Below are 15,463 nucleotides of genomic sequence, written 5' to 3'. Positions count from 1 at the left end.
GATCGATCGTGAGGGTCGATCAGTCGTGCGGGCGGTGCCTCACGGTGCCGGGGCCCATGGCGTGGCGACCAGCCAGCTCGTGTCGTCGGCGAACGAGACGCTGGTGTCCCACTCGTTGGTGCCGGGCGGGCCGGCGAGGTAGACGCCGCCGTTGTAGTCGCGCAGATACCGCGTCGAGAAGTTCACCGACTGGAACGAGGCGCCCCGCCCGTTGTTGCCCGCCACCTGGCAGAAGGTGGCGTCCTGGGAGAACAGGGTGCTGCCGTCGTCGGGCTGGAGGGAGACCACGAAGCCCTGGTGCCGCAGGTAGTTTCCGGGCCGGTTGACCGCCTCGAACGAGAAGCAGCTCGGGTTGGCCAGGCCGGCCGCCTTCACGAAGGTCGCGTTCTGCTTGTCGGCGTTCGGGCTGGCCGCCGTCACCGGGCCGGTCACCACGCTGGTGGTGGTGGAGCCGTGCTGGAGATAGTTCGAGGAGCCACTGGGCGCCGTCGTCTGCAGCGAGACGCGGGGACCCGGCGAGAGGGTGAAGCTGACGTCGTTGGACGCCCCGGGCGTGGGCCCGCTCGCCGTCTGGAAGTCCCCGCAGTTGCTGTCGGTGTCGTTGCCGTCGGGGAAGCGGGCGGCGCTGCGCCCGTTGGCGCCCGTCGTGCCCGGGTTGCTCACTCGGCAGCCGCTCTGCCCCGCCCCGGAGGTCGCCTGGTAGCCCTCGGCGGTCCACGGGTCGACGAGGCTTCCGTAGTTGAGGCTGTCGACGACCAGCTGCTGGGTGTCCCGCAGCACCATGTTGCCGGCGCTGGCGAGGGCCGGGCCGCCGAACCACTGGTGCGGTGCCGGCGTCCCCGGGTAGCCGGCGTTCGCCACCGCGGTGTCACGCACCGGCGCGTTGACGGCGTGGGCGTTGGCGAGGGGCTCGTCGAGGGTGATGCCGCTGCCGAGCGCCTGCACCGGCTCGTTGCTCGAGTGCGGGAAGCGCGACGCCGGCGTGAAGCTGACCCCGGTTCCCCGCACGCTGTAGGGGAGGTTGGACGCGTGCTCGAACCGCAGCGGCTCGGCGATGGTGATGCCGGTGCCGTTCGCGCCGGAGGTGCCGACCGCAGTGACCGTGACGTACTCGATCCCGTGGCCGGGGCTGTCGATGTCCAACCGGATCCGGTCACCGACCGAGATGTTGGCGGTCGAGGACATCCTGATCCTGGTGTCGCCCACGTGCGCGTCCGCCGACAGGAGCCCCTGGGTGCCCTGCCTGCCGACCGCGGTCACCGTGGCCACCTCGTGGTTGGCGCCGAAGCCGAGGCCGATCTTCTGGCCCACGGTGAAGCCGGACACGCTGGTGACGGGCACGTTGGTCGAGCCGGCGGGGATCGTGACGACCGGACCGTCGGGGAGGGGCTGCCACAGGGTGGTGTTGCCGGTGGCGGCCGTCCCGACGCTGACGATCGTGCGGGTCTCCGCGCCGGCGCCGGTGTCGACGGCGATCTGGTGGCCGGCCGCCAACCCGGTCGTGCTCCTGACGTTGACGGTGGTGTCGCCGCCGGCGGCGGGGGCCGCCAGCCCGGAGTTGGCCAGGCCGAGCAGATAGAAGCCGTGGCCCGGCAGCGTGGTGCCGGCCGGGACGGTCACCGTGGAGAAGGTGGCCTGCTGGGCCGGGTGCTGGGTCAGGGTCCAGTTCGAGATGTCGATGTCGGCGGCGCCGGCGTTGTAGAGCTCGATGTACGCGTTGGTCGAGTTGCCGGTGCTGCCGGTGCGGAATTCGTTGATCTTGATCGGGCTGACGTTCCGCACCTTCTCGACCGTCGTCTCGGACTGCCGCCCGCCCTTCGTCGGGCTCGTCCACCAGGCGTTGCCGGTCAGGTCGCCGTTGAAGGGGGCCGGTCCCGAGGTGACCTTGAAGGTCGCGCTCACGCTCGCGCCGGGTGCGACCGGGTCCTCGAACGTCACCGAGGTGTCCGTGGTGCCCGGGACGACGGAGGTCCACTGCTTGTCGGGCAGGGAAATGCTCAGCTTCACGCCCACCGCCGCGGAGCCGGTGGTGTTGGTGAACGTCACAGTGGTGTCCTGCGAGGACCCGGGAGCGAAGGTCTGGAGCCCGGGCGGGGTGGAGACCGCCGACGCCGGCGCGATGCGCAGCCGCTGCACGTCGTATTTGGCGGCCACGACGTTGTCCTGGATCTGCTGGTCGACGGCGTCCGACGGGTACCCGGTCGTCATCGCGCCCTCATAGAAGGTGCCCTGCGACCCGTTGCTGTTGTCGCCACCGTTGCCCAGGAGGATGGCCCCCTGCTTGCGCATCGGGTCATAGGTGGCGTTGATGCGCGGCCCGTCGAACATGGTCGACAGAGGGCCCTGCTGGGCGTCGCCGCCCAGCGAGGCCCAGTGGTGCGGCTCGCCCTTGGCCATGGCGGTCACGAACCGCCAGTTGATGCTCGGCAGGTCCGCGCAGACCTTGGAGGTGCTACCCGGGTTGACGCAACCCACCAGGTTGTTCTCCTGGTCCGTCATGATCCACGGACCGGCTCCGCTACCGCGGTACCAGGCGGTGGCGTTGCCGTAGTAGGTGGTCTCCATCGTGCCGTTGCCGTCGTCGCGGCTGTCGATCTCGGCGTTGCCGTAGTCGTAGCAGCAGCCACTGTTGTAGTGCTGGCCGTTGATGACCCAGTACTGCCCCTGCGGCTGGTCGTCGACCGCGACACCCCTGGTGTCGTTGTTCCGCAGGCCCATGCCCGGCTCGATGAAGATCCCGTACGCCTTGTGGCCGCCGACGGTGATCGGCGCCATGTCGGCGATCGGGAGGTTGTTGAAGCCGCCCAGGGCCGGGCCGCTGAACCCACCGCGGGGGGCCTGAGTGAGGTCGTTGTGCATGGGGGACTGGTCATAGAGGACGGTGATGAAGCAGGTCGTGTCGGCGCAGAACGCATCCTGTGCGGCCGCGTCTGCGTAGCCGCCCGCGTCCGCGAACGGCCGGGCGACGGGCTGGACGATGCCGATGTCCCTGACCGCGTTGTCCGACAGTCGACGAACCTGGTATAGCGGGCCGTTGTAGGAGGCGTACATCGCCCGGGTGGTGCTGTGCGCGGCGACGCAGGGGGTGCCGCCGGCGGCGTAGACGTCGCACGGTCCCTGCGGTCGAGCCGGGGCGGCCTGCGTGGCCTCCGCCGCCGGTGGCATCGTGAAGGTGGTGCCGAGCAGCGTGAGCGCCATCGCCGCGGCGGCGGCGAGCAGGGGCGGTACCCGTCGGGTAGAGGATCTGAACATGGGGGTTGGCTCCGATCCGTCGTCTGCCGATCGAGTCGGTCTGGGGGCTGGGTCGAGGTGGGGTCTGGACTGGGCCGCATGGGGGTCTCGTGGAGCTATGGCCGCGCCACCCCTGTGGCGGTGGTCCTCGGGGCCGTCCGTTCGGCGGGCGCAGTGGTGGGGGTTTCTGCGAACCGCGGCGGAATTGCATCATGCGGGAATCGCTCTCCTCTGGGCGGCATTCCAAAGGGCATGACTGTTAGCGCTAACCAGTTCCGGTTGGCAGGCTGCCGTTCGAATATCCGGGCACGGGGGAGTGGCCTGAGCAGGCAGGGTGTCCGACGTTGATTAGCGGGCTATTGACGAAGATGTTAGCGTTAACATTTGTCGGTCAACTTATTGAAACATCATCGACACATTAGTGTCAATCGACGTGTCCACCTGAATTCGGTGGTCACGCTCCCAAAGCATCCCGGGTGCGCGTGGCCGGCGACCCGCCGGTCAGCCGGTGCTGCCGTCGACGCACGATGCCGCTCCACAGCAGAGAGCCTGGCCCAGCCCCGATCGGGGCTGGGCCGGGCTCTCTCTACGTCACCAGCCTTTCTGACCGCCTGCCGGGCGCCGTCAGTCGACGAGCGTCCACGGGCCGTAACGGTCGCCGGGGGCCTGGTTGCGGGTCCACCACTTCGCCCGGTACACGTGGCCCTGGTGGGTCACGGTGTCGCCGGCGGTGAAGATCCGGGATGCGGTCCAGACAGTGGCGCCATCCTCGGTCAGGGCCAGTTCCTGCCACGGGCCGTAAGGATTGCCTGGCGCCTGGTTGCGGGTGTACCAGCTGGCGAGGTAGACCCGGCCGTTGTAGGTGACCTTGTCACCCTCGTGGTAGACCGTCGACGAGTTCCACGCGTTGGGCAGGTTGACGGTGACGGTGAAGGTGGTCTGGGCCGCCTTGACGTAGGCGTTGCCCGAGTACGAGACGGTCAGCGTGTGTTCGCCGCCCGCCAGCCCGGCCGGCAGGGTGAACGTCGCGCTGTTTCCGTCCAGCGTGGCCGAGCCCCGTGCGGTGTCGCCTTCGGACAGCTCGACGGTGCCGGTGACCGGTGAGCCGTCGTCCGCGGTGACGGTGACGGTGACGGTGGCCGCGGTACCCCAGTCGACGGGCTGCGAGTCGACGGCAAGGGTCGGGTCGGTCTTCTTCAGCGTGAGCAGGCCGGGCCGGTAGGGCAGGAGGCCATAGTCACCGCCGGAGCTGGGGTCGCGACCCTGGTAGAGCAGCTGCAGGTTGCACGGGTCGATGGTCATGGTCTGGTCGGGGTTGGTGCGGATCAGCTCGCCGTGGCTGATGTCGTTGGTCCAGGTGGCACCGCTGTTGGCCTTGCCGGCGAAGGGGCTGCTCTCGGCCACGGCCTGCGGGGTCCACTCACCGTCGAGGCTGGTGGCGGTGAACGACCGGAAGTACCGCCCGTTGGCGCCGATCGCCTCGACGATCATGAGGTACTGGTCCTGGCCCTGGACCTTGTAGACCTGGACCGCCTCGAACAGGTTGTTCCTCGTGTCGGACATGATGATGGGCGCGGTGGTGCCGAAGTCGCCCGGGAAGTTCTCGATCGGCATGCTGGCCCGGTAGATGTTGCCGTTGTCCCCGGCGAAGAACAGGTACATGTTCTTGTCGTCGCCGATGAGCGTCTGGTCGATGGGGCCGGTGCCGGAGTTGGCGATGCGCCCGGAGAACAGCGGCCTCGCGGCGGACCATCCGTTGGGGTTGGTCGGGTCGTTCGACGTCCGGTAGCTGAAGGGAGTCGCGCCCCACTGGTAGGCCAGGACCCAGATGTCCTTCGGCGCGAAGTAGAACAGCGTCGGAGCCACGGTGGACGAGGTCATCGTGTTCTGGGTGGCGGTGGCCATGTCGGACCAGTCGTCGAAGAGGCCGAAGTTCATCGAGCCCCACCGCGTGCCGGTGTCGTGGGTGGTCGCGTAGACGAGATGCTGGCCGTTGTATTCGACGGTGGTGAAGTCCTTGAGCGAGACCCAGGCCGCCTTGGGGGTGGCGAGTGGCCCCGTGGAGGTCCAGCGATATGTGGTGGGAAGGGCACACGTCGTCGACGAACTGGGAGCCGGCGGCGCGCCGTCGGCACTCGCCAAGGGACTCCCGGTGGCAGCGCTGGCGGGAGCAGCTTGGGTCGATACCGCCCCGAGCGGCGCCAGCGTCATGACGACGGCAAGAGCTAACGAACGAATACGGGGGGTCTTCTTCACTCTCACCTGGATAACTCCTGTCCTTGGTAGGCCGCTGGCTGGGGGACTTCGCCAGCGATTGCCGGAGGCAACGAGGCGTCTCCGCCGTCGTCGGGATGGATCGTGCTTGATCTCTGCTGCGGGGAACGGATCAGGGCTGGCGGTTCCGCACGGCCGCCACGCGGGCGGTCTGCGGGCCGCGATCAACCACTTCACGGGGCTCGAGGTCGTCCGCGGGGGGCCGATGTTAGCGTTAACATTTTTGCGACCACTTTGGTCCTGTTAGGAGGCGACAGCGGGTTGTTGGCGTGAGGGTGGACTGGACTCGCTCAGGCCCTGTTGCGATCAGATTGCCACATCGTTTCGCAACGTACAAGGTTCCGGAGGCGCGGGGCCGATGCCGTCCAGGTCCGCGCGGTCCGGGCCGAACGCCGCCGGTTCACGCGAGCGCGGCCGCGACGGTGCTGGTCAGGGAGCCTTCTGGTAGTGCCGTGACTGCTCTTGACCTTCGTCGATGAGGCTGTGGTCGTCATCGCCGATGCGGGTTACGGTGAGCCGAGCCCCGTCCCATCGACTCACAGCAGCGGAACACCGTCCTGACCCTCTCCGATGCTGAGGCCCATCTGGCTCGAATGCCACGGCCAACCGCCTGGCCAGGGTCTCCTGTCCGATGACCCCTTCGTCGCGCCCGAAAGCATCAGCATCGAAGACTCCGCTTCACAGGCCGGCGACGCCCGCTCACTGGACAGACTCTTTCTGTCGGCGGTTTCGTGGGGCACCGTATTTGGTGCCGGCAATATCGAGTCGCCGGTGCACCTGGTCCCCACCGGGCCACCGCCTCGTCCGCTCGACCGTGATAGGTCCAGCATGAGTTCTGCGGGGCCCGGTGGCCCCAGGACACGGACGACCGGCGACAGGGCTGAGCGCCATCGAGCGCCGATCAGTGAGCGACCGGCTTACGTGTCCTGAGACCACCAGGTGCCCACCTGCTGCTGCAACAGCAAGGAGGACACCATGAGTGTCGAACACAACCCGCCGACGCGCCGGCCCACCGCGGGCGTCGACTGGGCCAGCACCGAACACGCCCTCGCGATCGTCGGCCCCGACGGTGTCGAGGTTCAACGGATGCTCGTCGAGCACACCGCTGCGGGCCTGCGGAAGCTGCTGCGATGCCTGCAGCAGACCGGCGTGGCCGAGGTCGGTATCGAACGTCCCGACGGGCCCATCGTCGACGCTCTCCTCGAGGCAGGGATCACGGTTTTCGTGATCGCCCCGAACCAGATCAAGCACCTGCGCCGCCGCTACGGCGCAGCCGGCAACAAGGACGACCGCTTCGACGCCTACGTCCTGGCCGACACCGTCCGCACCGACCGCCACCGCCTGCGTCCCCTCACCGTGGACTCTCCCGCGACGCTCACGTTGCGGATGACCGTCCGCGCCCGCAAGGACCTCATCGCCGCCCGTGTCGCGATGGCGAATCAGCTGCGCGCCCACCTCGAACACGTTCTGCCCGCGGCGATCGGGCTGTTCCGCGATATCGACTCCGCCATCACCCTGAGCTTCCTCGCCCGGTTCACGACCCAGGAGCAGGTCGACTGGCTGTCGCCACGCCGACTGCAGAACTGGCTGCGCAGCGTCTCCTACCCCAACCCGGCACGAGCCGGGCTGCTGCACGCCCACCTGGCCGCGGCTACCCGCGGCACCACCGGTGCTGAAGCCACCGCCCGGGCGCACGTCACCGCCGCGCTGGTGGCCGGGCTCACCGCCCTGCGAGAACAGATCAGCGCGTTGGAAGAGCAGATCGCGATCCAGTTGCTGCAGCACCCAGACGCGGTGGTGTTCACGTCCCTGCCCCGGGCAGGGATCGTGCGAGCGGCCAGGCTCCTGGCTGAGATCGGTGACGCCCGCGGCCGTTTCCCGACGCCGGAAGCACTCACCTGTCTGGCCGGGGCCGCGCCCTCGACGAGGCAGTCCGGCAAGGTGAAAGTCGTCAGCTTCCGCTGGGCCGTCGACAAACAACTCCGTGGCGCGGTCATCGACTTCGCCGGCGACTCCCACCACGCCAACCCCTGGGCCGCTGACCTCTACCAGCGGGCCCGAGCCCGGGGCCACGACCATCCCCACGCGACCCGCATCCTCGCCCGCGCATGGCTGCACGTCATCTGGCGTTGCTGGCAAGACGGCGTCGCCTACGACCCCACCCGCCACCGAGCTCTGCAAGCCGTACTCACGGCCGCCGCTTGACACAGGGCTACTCATGCCGAGAAGGGTTCACTCGGTCATGCGATGGACCTCCGATGCTTGGGAAACAGCCTGCGGACGCACGGGTCACATGCGGCGGATGGTGGGCGGGCGTCACCCAGGCCGCAGCGCCCGGATCAGGGTGGTAACCCTGGTTAGTGGCCGAGAGTGCGGTAACGGAGGTGAACGACGCCGTTTTGGAACCGGCGCTCGTCGAGGAGCGCGAAGTCGGCGCGCACGCCAGTAGGCAGCCCCGGCTTGCCGCCTCCGACGGCCGTGGGCCAGACGAATAACTGACACTCGTCAACCAGCCCAGCCCGCATGGCTTGCGCCGCCAGGTTGGCGCCTCCAACGGTGATATCCCTGCCGGCCGTGGCCTTCAGCTGGTGTACGACGGCGGGGTCGAAACGGCGCTCCAAGCTGGTGACGGCCGTCGACGCCGCGGTGAGAGTCGTGGAGTAGACGACCTTGTTCGCCGCTTGCCAGGCGCTCGCGAAGTCAGCCATGAGGCCGGACTGCGCGGCTAGAGCAGCGTCGGTTTCCCAGACAGCCATCGTTTCGTACAGGCGCCGCCCGTAAAGGAAAGTACCCACCGACCGCAGGAGGTTGGTGGTGAACGTGAATACCTCGTCGTCGGGCGGGAACCAGTCGAAGGCTCCCCTTTCGTCCTCGATATAGCCGTCAAGCGACACATTAGTTACGTAGATCAGCTTTGCCATGCCTCTACCTCCCGGTGCACGTAGGACCCGATTGGGATGTCACCCTCGCCTGCGAGCTGGTTGAGCATCACGGGTCGGGCAGACGTCTCCGCCTCTCGCTCGTTCTACGAACGACTCGGCCTGGCACCAGCATCGTCTACAACTACCCGCAGACCGGTGACGACCCGAAGTGGCACTGGACCACCAAGTCGTACACCGACCGGCTGGGCTACCCCACCGAGTTCACCTACCTGGACCCGGACGCCACCAACAACATCCAGACCACGGTCATGTCGCTCGCTACCGGGGCGCCAGTTGCAAGTCTTCTCTGATGATGACCATGGATGTCCGGTTGCCGTTGCCCCTCCGACATGAACTCCCACGACAGCCGGCCGGTTCCCGTACGCCGACCAGCGGCGAAGTCACGCGCTGCTCGTCTGTCTGTTGGACGGCAGGGAAGTCGATGGTGGCGGGGGAGTGGTGCGACGACTCCTTTACTCGGCCGGTTTATGCTTCAGGCGACCTGGGTAAATGTGCGTGAGCATGCCGTTGGGCCACCGGACTACTGGGGGTCAAGGCGCCGTTCATCCGCTTCAGGGATGAACGCGACGGCGCGACGCAAAGTCGCGTCGCGCCGCCATGTTCTCACGGGTTTATCGAGGGCGACTGCCCGACCAACACGGCCTTGACCTGCTGATATGCGGTCAGGCTCTGTGTGGCGAGATCTACTGCCGCCGATGACAACTAGATCAACGGAATGACCGCTGTCAGCGCCGGGACCAGGTCACCGCCAAGTACGCCCGGCACGGGGTCGACACCGAGATCATTGGCCTCAACCGTCCCAGCCAGAAGCTGCATGGTCGGCTTTCCGGGCAGCTGACATCGCACTAACCTCCGACGAGGCCTGCCATTGTAACTGACGGTCGAGCTGGGGAACAAGGACGGGCCGGGGCCACGTCGCCGGCACACCGCGGGCTCGATGACGAGGTTTCCGCCACGCCGGGGCGTCCACACTCGACCTCATCGGCGCCACCCCGCCCCACCAGCGCGATCGCCCGACCTGCCGGCGGCTCCCCGGAGCCGCACGAGGCTCGCGGCGGCGATCCGGCGAGGATGGATTATCTTGTCGTGGGGGCCGCGGCGTCACCTGACCAGCCGAGACGGCGGTCGCCGATATCAGGGAGGTCCGCATGACAGATGCAAGTTCGCTCGAGTCGACGCTCGCCGCCGCCGAGCGGCAGGCCGACGCGGCATTGAAGGTGCTGGCGACAGCGACCGCCCAGTTGCGGAAGGCCCGGACCGCGGCGAAGGCCGGACAGCTGCGTGACCTGCGCAAAGCCACGTCCGCGGCCGAGTCGCTCGCCGCCGATTTCGTCGCGGCGGCGGCCGATCTGCGTACGGCGTTCGACATCGACGAGCAGGGGTACCTGTCGTCCGGCGAGTACACGACCGAGCTGCTCGCCGCCGCCGAGGCGGCCGGCGTGGCGATGTATGAGGAGGACGATCAGCTCATGTGCTACCCGTCACTCGTACGGGTGCTCGTGGCCGACGCCTCGGTGGAGGTGGACAAGGTACGCGAGCGGCGGCTGCGGCCGTCGGTGCTGGTCGGCGTTCTGGCCGCGGCGCAGCAGCGGGCGCCCCGGTTCAAGCCGGAGCCGTTCCTGGACAGCCTGTGCGCCGCGTACGAGCTGGTCGTGGCCGAGGCCGGCAAGAGCCCGGACGCGGTCGTCAGGCTGGTCGACGTGTGGCGCGTGCTGACGATGCTGCCCGGGCAGGCCAAGGAGTACACGAAGCAGGAGTTCGCCCGTGACCTGTACCTGCTGGATCAGAGCGGGGTCACGGCCACCGCGCGCAGCGCCCGGCAGCTGCGCTGGTCGGCGAGCACCGGCACGAAGACCAGCGGCGTGTTGACCACCGTGGCCCGCAGCGGCCAGCGCCAGCGGTACTGGGGTGTCTCGTTCACCAAGGCCGAGGCCGACCGATGAGCCTGCCGCAGCAGCGGTCCGAGCTGCCCGGTGGCGGTGGGGTGCACCACATCGACGAGTACCTCGACTTCGTCGCGGCCGAATACCTGCACACCTACATCTCGCTCGGCGGGACGGCGGTGCGGCTGGTCGTCACCGGCGACGACGACATCGCCAAGAGGTTCGACCGCGGGCTGGCGCAGCGGTGCACCGCCGGCGCGGGCGGGTTCGTGTACGTCACCGTGGACAGCGCCGTGACCCGGGTCCATCTGATGGATCAGCTGTTCTTCGCCGTCGCCAGGCAGGTCGACTGGATGGCGCTGGCGGCAACGGTGCTGACCGAGGCTTACCGGCAGGCGGGCTTCCCTGCGCCGGGCTCCGGCGTCGCTGAGCTCGACGTCGCGGTGGTCGCCGCCCACCATGAGATCGACAGCAGTGAGCTGTACCGCAGCGTGCGGCGGGCGCTGGAGCGGGCGGTGCTCAAGGACAGCGCGCTGGCGCACGAGTTCCGGGTGGCGATGTACCGGCTGTGCCAGGCCGTGATGGCGCACGGCGACGTGACCCAGGCCGATCGGCTGGCCGTGCTCGGCTGGCTGCAGGGCGAGAAGGTGCCGGCCGCGCAGCTGCGATCCGTGCTGCTGCACACGAAGATCGCCAGGCACAACGCGCGGGCGATGCTGACGTCGCTGAGCCAGTGGGTGCGCCGGGCCGGTCGCAGCGGCACCGTGCTGCTGATCGACCTGGAGCGGGTGGCGGTCGCGCGCCGGCCGGCGGCCGAGGAACGCGACGGCCACTACTACTCCAAGGCCGCCACGCTCGACGCGTACGAGCTCCTGCGGCAGCTCATCGACGCGACCGACGAGCTCGCGGGCCTGTTCGTCGCGGTGCTGCTGCCGCCGGAACTGGTCATCGACGAGGCGCGCGGCCTGCCCGCGTACAGCGCGCTGCACCTGCGCGTGGCCGACGAGGTGCGCGACCGGCACCGGGCGAACCCGTTCGCCGCGCTGATCCGTCTCGACGTACGACTGGAGGCCGTCCGATGACCGCGTTGACCACCACGGAGCCGTCGGTCAGCCACCGGCGGGCGATAGAGGCGCTGCGGGCGGGCGTGCCGTGCCTGGACGCGGTGGCGATGCTCGGCTCCGGCCAGACTGAGATCGAGGACCGCTTCCTCGACCTGCTCGGCACGACCCGTGAGGGCCGTGCGAGCGGCATGCTGATCGGCGGCGGCTTCGGTTCGGGCAAGTCGCATCTGCTCGAGCATCTCATGCGCCTGGCCCTTGACGAGGGCTTCGCGGTCAGCCGAGTGGTCATCAGCAAGGAGACGCCGCTGCACGACCGGGCGAAGGTGTTCAGCGCCGCCGCAGACTGTGCCGTCGTGGCCGGGGGGAGCGGGCCGGCGATCGCCGGCGCCGCCGCGGCGCTCGATGTCGACGGGCGCGGCTTCGCCGAGCTGTTGCGATGGTCGCTGTCCCCTGCCGCCGGGCTCAACGAGCGGTTCGCCGCCACGCTCTCGCTGTACGGAAAGATCCGCGATCTTGATCCGGAGTTCGCCGAGAAGCTGGTCCGGTTCTGGTCTGGTGACCCGATCAGCGTGCCCGACCTGCGCCGCCGGCTGAAGGCGGCGGGAGAGGGCCCGGTGGCGCTGTCCCCGGTGTCCGCCAAGGACCTGGCCGAGCAGCGGCTGCGGTTCGCGGCCCGGCTGTTCACCGCCGCCGGTGGGGCGGGCTGGCTGTTCCTGTTCGACGAGGTCGAACTGGTGGGACGCTACTCGCTGCTGCAGCGCGCCAAGTCGTACGCCGAGATCGCCCGGTGGGTGCAGGGCGACCATCAGGTGCCCGGCCTGCCCGTCGCCGCCGTGCTGGCGATGACCGACGACTTCGAGGCGGCCGTCATCACCGGCAAGAAGGACCGCGAGAACGTGCCGGCCAGGCTGCGTGACCGGCAGACCCCGGACGCGCTGGCGCTGTCCAACCGCGCCCAGGCCGGCATGCGCATCATCGACCGCGAGATGACGCTGCTCACGCCGCCCGACGCGGCCGAACTCGACCGGGCGTATGGCCGGTTGAAGGAGCTGCACGGCACGGCGTTCGGGTGGAACCCGCCCGATATCGCGGGCCTCGAACGTCTCGGTGCCACCCGGATGCGGCAGTACATTCGCGCGTGGATCAACGAGTGGGACCTCGTCCGGCTGGACCCTGCGTTCCAGCCCGACACGGTGGCGGTGCAGATGGACTCCGACTACCGCGAGGACGTCGACCTGGAAGGCATTCCAGAGGAGGCCTGAGCAGGTGTTCGGCCCCTCGCACCACGCGGTGTTCCGGCCGCACGAACTTCCCCGGGCCGGCCGGCTCGCGGTATGGGGTCCGGCCATCACCGGGCCCGACACGATCGAGCTCTTCCACGGTCCGGCGGCGCGTCTGCACCGGCGCCCGACGCTCGTGCGACTGCTGACGGTCGCCGAGGCCGTCGCGCAGCTGCTGTCGGTACGGCAGGCGAGCCCCTCGGTGGCGGCGTGGTCCGCGGCGACGCTCGCCGGGCTGGACCTCGTGGCCCGCGGCCGGCTGTCGCCCGCGGTGACCGCAGCAGGGTTCGGCTCGTGGCGGATCGGACCGCTCGCGGCTGCCGACGCCGACCGGCTGCACGCGCTGGCCGCGGCGATGCCGCCCGAGGGGCACTGCATCGTGCTGCCCGACAGCTGGCCACCGGTACGGGTGCCCGAGCCGCAGGCGCTGATCCGTGACTGGTGGGACGCCCTGGCGGACACACTGGCACGATCAGGCGTGGACGGACCGTTCACCCAGCACGCCCCGGTGAAGGTCCGCGGCCCGCTGGGCTGGCTGCGGCCAGACGAGACGGCCCGAACGGTGCTGCGGGTGGCCTTGCCGGTGGCGCCGGACGGCCCGTACGAGATCGGGGTGTGGCTGCGCAGCGCCAGCGACCCGAGCCTGCTCATCGAGGCGGACCGGTTGTGGCACGCGCCGCCGGCCGTGGCCGCGCGGTTCGGCCCGGCACCGGACACCGCGATGCTCACCGCCCTGCACCGCGGCGCCCGGCTCTGGCCGCCCATGGCCGGGCTGCTCGACCAGCGTTCGCCGCGGCCGATCGAGGCAGCCGACGACACGATCACGGACCTGCTCGGCGCGGTCGAGACGCTCTCCGGCGCGGGTATCGAGGTGCTCGTGCCCGTGGAGCTGCTCGGCGAGCCGCTCGCGCTGCGCGCGGTGGCGACCCCCAAGCCGGACCGGGTCGCCGAAGCGGCGTTCACGCTCGACGCAATGCTGAATTTCACCTGGCGGCCGACGGTCGGCGGGGAGGCGCTGACCGAGGAGGAGCTGGCGCAGCTCGCCCAGGCCAAGAGGTCCCTGGTCCGGTTGCGGGGCCAGTGGGTCCGGGTGGACCACGAGGTGCTGGCACGCCTGCGGCGCCCGCGGCGGCCGCTCACCGGGATCGAGGCGTTGGCGGCGGCGCTGTCAGGCGGCCTCGACCTGGACGGGGACTGGGTCGAGTTCGAGCCGACCGGCGCGTTGCGTGCGATGACCGGCATGCTCGCCGAACTGCCGGACACGCCGGTGCCGGCGGACCTGGCCGGCACGCTGCGGCCGTACCAGCAGCGAGGGCTCAGCTGGCTGGCCGGCATGACCGAGTCGGGGCTGGGCGGCTGCCTCGCCGACGACATGGGCCTCGGCAAGACCATCCAAGTCATCGCGCTGCATCTGCACCGGCAGGGCCGCGGGCCGACCCTGGTCGTGTGCCCGACCACGCTGCTCGGCAACTGGGAGCGCGAGATCAGGCGGTTCGCCCCGGGCGTGCCGGTGCGCCGGTACCACGGCGGTGAGCGGCACCTGATGGACCTCGCCAAGAACGAGATCGTGCTCGTCACGTACGGCATCGTGCGCGCCGACGCGGCCGCGCTCGCCGAGGTGGGCTGGGGGCTGATCGTCGCGGACGAAGCCCAGTACGTGAAGAACCCGCTGTCGCAGACGGCCCGGCAGCTGCGGTCGCTGCCCGCGACCGCGCGGCTGGCGCTGACCGGCACGCCCGTGGAGAACAAGCTCTCCGAGCTCTGGTCGATCCTCGACTGGACGACGCCGGGGCTGCTCGGCTCACTGTCGCGGTTCACCAGCACCATGGCGGTGCCTGTCGAGCGCAACCGCGATCCCGCCACGACCGAGCGGCTGGCCCGGCTGATCCGGCCGTTCCTGCTGCGGCGGCGCAAGTCCGACCCCGGCATCGCGCCGGAACTGCCGGCCAAGACCGAAACCGATCGCATCGTGCCGCTGACCGCCGAGCAGGCGTCGCTGTACCGCGCGGTGGTCGCGCAGAGCCTGGCCGACATCGAGGCCAGCGGTGGCCTGCAGCGGCGCGCGCTGATCGTCAAGCTGCTCACGGGGCTGAAGCAGATCTGCAACCACCCCGCCCACTACCTGCATGAGCAGGGGCCGACAGGTGGCCGGTCCGGCAAGCTCGCGGCGCTCGACGACCTGCTGGACGTGGTCCTGGCCGAGGGCGAATCGGCGCTGGTCTTCAGCCAGTACGTGCAGATGTGCCGCCTGATCGAGCGGCACCTGGCCGCGCGGGGGATCCCCACCCTGTTCCTGAGCGGACAGACGGCCGACCGGGACGAGGTGGTGGCCGACTTCCAGGCCGGCACGGCGCCGGTGTTCCTGCTGTCCCTCAAGGCCGGCGGCGTCGGGCTCAACCTCACCAGGGCGACCCACGTCGTGCACTATGACCGGTGGTGGAACCCGGCCGTGGAGGACCAGGCCACCGACCGGGCGTACCGGATCGGGCAGGACCGGCCGGTGCAGGTGCACCGGCTCATCGCGGAGGGCACCGTCGAGGACCGGATCGCCACCATGCTCGCGGACAAGCGGGTTCTGGCCGAGTCGGTGGTCGGTGCCGGGGAGCACTGGCTGGCCGACCTGTCCACCGCCGACCTCGCCGACCTGGTCACCCTGGGGTCTGCGTGACGTACCCGACGCATGGCCGGACCTGGTGGGGCAAGGCCTGGGTGGAGGCGCTCACCGCCCGGGCGCGGCTCGACCCCGATCGGCTGATCCACGGCCGGGCGTACGTCCGCGGCAACCGAGT

Annotated in this window: 9 protein-coding genes and 1 pseudogene; 6 read left to right on the top strand and 4 right to left on the bottom strand. The window is 69.7% G+C overall.

What is annotated here, in order from left to right; genetic code table 11:
* Positions 1-39: 39 nt before the first annotated feature.
* The 3 genes and pseudogenes from DKT69_RS11385 to DKT69_RS40840 all read right to left on the bottom strand — a co-directional run.
* Positions 40-3,252, bottom strand: a complete 3,213-nt coding sequence (locus DKT69_RS11385) for an arabinofuranosidase catalytic domain-containing protein (protein ID WP_109801532.1) — start codon at positions 3,250-3,252, stop codon at positions 40-42.
* Between the two features lie 603 nt (positions 3,253-3,855).
* Complete coding sequence (locus tag DKT69_RS40845) at positions 3,856-4,431, bottom strand: carbohydrate-binding protein (protein WP_304598676.1); 576 nt, start codon at positions 4,429-4,431, stop codon at positions 3,856-3,858.
* Positions 4,423-5,328, bottom strand: a pseudogene (locus DKT69_RS40840) (non-reducing end alpha-L-arabinofuranosidase family hydrolase); the annotation flags it as partial. The pseudogene DKT69_RS40840 and the gene DKT69_RS40845, both read right to left, overlap by 9 nt.
* 1,152 nt (positions 5,329-6,480) lie before the next feature.
* Between DKT69_RS40840 and DKT69_RS11375 the strand changes: the two are divergent.
* Positions 6,481-7,710, top strand: a complete 1,230-nt coding sequence (locus DKT69_RS11375) for an IS110 family RNA-guided transposase (RefSeq protein WP_109801530.1) — start codon at positions 6,481-6,483, stop codon at positions 7,708-7,710.
* A 152-nt stretch (positions 7,711-7,862) separates the two neighbouring features.
* On the opposite strand, the gene DKT69_RS11370 is transcribed toward DKT69_RS11375, so the two are convergent.
* Positions 7,863-8,426: a dihydrofolate reductase family protein gene (locus DKT69_RS11370; RefSeq protein WP_109801529.1), complete on the bottom strand. Its 564-nt coding sequence runs from the start codon at positions 8,424-8,426 to the stop codon at positions 7,863-7,865.
* 14 nt (positions 8,427-8,440) lie between these two features.
* Between DKT69_RS11370 and DKT69_RS11365 the strand changes: the two genes are divergently transcribed.
* From DKT69_RS11365 to DKT69_RS11345, 5 genes are all read left to right on the top strand, one after another.
* Positions 8,441-8,737 carry a hypothetical protein gene (locus DKT69_RS11365; protein ID WP_109801528.1) on the top strand — a complete coding sequence of 99 codons (297 nt, stop codon included), beginning with the start codon at positions 8,441-8,443 and terminating at the stop codon, positions 8,735-8,737.
* A gap of 858 nt (positions 8,738-9,595) precedes the next feature.
* Entirely contained in the window at positions 9,596-10,390 is a 795-nt protein-coding gene (locus tag DKT69_RS11360; protein WP_109801527.1) for a hypothetical protein, read from the top strand.
* Positions 10,387-11,412 (top strand): BREX system ATP-binding domain-containing protein, encoded by a 1,026-nt coding sequence (locus DKT69_RS11355; RefSeq protein ID WP_109801526.1) that lies wholly within the window; start codon positions 10,387-10,389, stop codon positions 11,410-11,412. The genes DKT69_RS11360 and DKT69_RS11355 overlap by 4 nt, the downstream gene beginning before the upstream one ends.
* Entirely contained in the window at positions 11,409-12,656 is a 1,248-nt protein-coding gene (locus DKT69_RS11350) for a BREX system ATP-binding domain-containing protein (RefSeq protein ID WP_109801525.1), read from the top strand. Before DKT69_RS11355 ends, DKT69_RS11350 begins: the two co-directional genes overlap by 4 nt.
* 4 nt (positions 12,657-12,660) lie before the next feature.
* Positions 12,661-15,342: a DEAD/DEAH box helicase gene (locus tag DKT69_RS11345; RefSeq protein ID WP_109801524.1), complete on the top strand. Its 2,682-nt coding sequence runs from the start codon at positions 12,661-12,663 to the stop codon at positions 15,340-15,342.
* Positions 15,343-15,463 lie beyond the last annotated feature (121 nt).

Origin of the sequence: Micromonospora sicca, assembly GCF_003172935.1 — a bacterium.
Taxonomy (GTDB): Bacteria; Actinomycetota; Actinomycetes; order Mycobacteriales; family Micromonosporaceae; genus Micromonospora; species Micromonospora sicca.
This window is presented reverse-complemented; position numbering and strand designations above follow the sequence as displayed.

Bases quoted from the DNA above. Each gene is read 5' to 3' on its own strand.
- DKT69_RS11355 (WP_109801526.1), top strand. From the start codon at position 10,387: ATGAGCCTGCCGCAGCAGCGGTCCGAGCTGCCCGGTGGCGGTGGGGTG.
- DKT69_RS11370 (WP_109801529.1), bottom strand. From the start codon at position 8,426: ATGGCAAAGCTGATCTACGTAACTAATGTGTCGCTTGACGGCTATATC.
- DKT69_RS11360 (WP_109801527.1), top strand. From the start codon at position 9,596: ATGACAGATGCAAGTTCGCTCGAGTCGACGCTCGCCGCCGCCGAGCGG.
- DKT69_RS11375 (WP_109801530.1), top strand. From the start codon at position 6,481: ATGAGTGTCGAACACAACCCGCCGACGCGCCGGCCCACCGCGGGCGTC.
- DKT69_RS11385 (WP_109801532.1), bottom strand. From the start codon at position 3,252: ATGTTCAGATCCTCTACCCGACGGGTACCGCCCCTGCTCGCCGCCGCC.
- DKT69_RS11350 (WP_109801525.1), top strand. From the start codon at position 11,409: ATGACCGCGTTGACCACCACGGAGCCGTCGGTCAGCCACCGGCGGGCG.